The organism is Streptobacillus felis (genome assembly GCF_001559775.1).
GTDB classification, from domain to species: Bacteria; Fusobacteriota; Fusobacteriia; order Fusobacteriales; family Leptotrichiaceae; genus Streptobacillus; species Streptobacillus felis.
In genome coordinates this window covers 1-412 of record NZ_LOHX01000244.1, presented here as the reverse complement: position 1 = coordinate 412, position 412 = coordinate 1, and the positions used below count along the sequence as shown (strand labels likewise).

The 412-nt window shown below is 23.8% G+C and carries 1 protein-coding gene; it reads left to right on the top strand.

The window, feature by feature from the left end; translation table 11 throughout:
* Window positions 1-120: 120 nt before the first annotated feature.
* Window positions 121-255: a hypothetical protein gene (locus AYC60_RS09460; protein ID WP_269146650.1), complete on the top strand. Its 135-nt coding sequence runs from the start codon at window positions 121-123 to the stop codon at window positions 253-255.
* Window positions 256-412 lie beyond the last annotated feature (157 nt).

Sequence of the window (412 nt, the reverse complement as noted above, 5' to 3'; positions counted from 1 at the left end):
GATTATGTTAACTTGTTTAAATTTACTGAGAAGGATTTAAAAATAATAAATTCAGATTATAAAATAATAAATGATAAGATAAAAGATGGGAAATCGTATTGACTTGCAGCAGCAGATGTCATGTTTTTATGTGCATGTACAAAAGGTGCTACAGCAAAGAGTAGTTTAGATCCTCAATACTATAACAAACAAGTAAAATTAAAGGTAAGATCTTTTTCTTTAAAACAATCATTCATGAAATTTGTATTAAATTAATATATAATTGGAGAAAGCTTGTCAGAAAATATAATGGGTGACTCTGAAAAAAGTTTTGAAGAAATACTTTATGAAAAAATTTCTAAATATGTTGGTAAAACAGATAGAGAAATTTCAGGAATATTGAATTTTAATTATGATAAAAATAAAAGTTTTT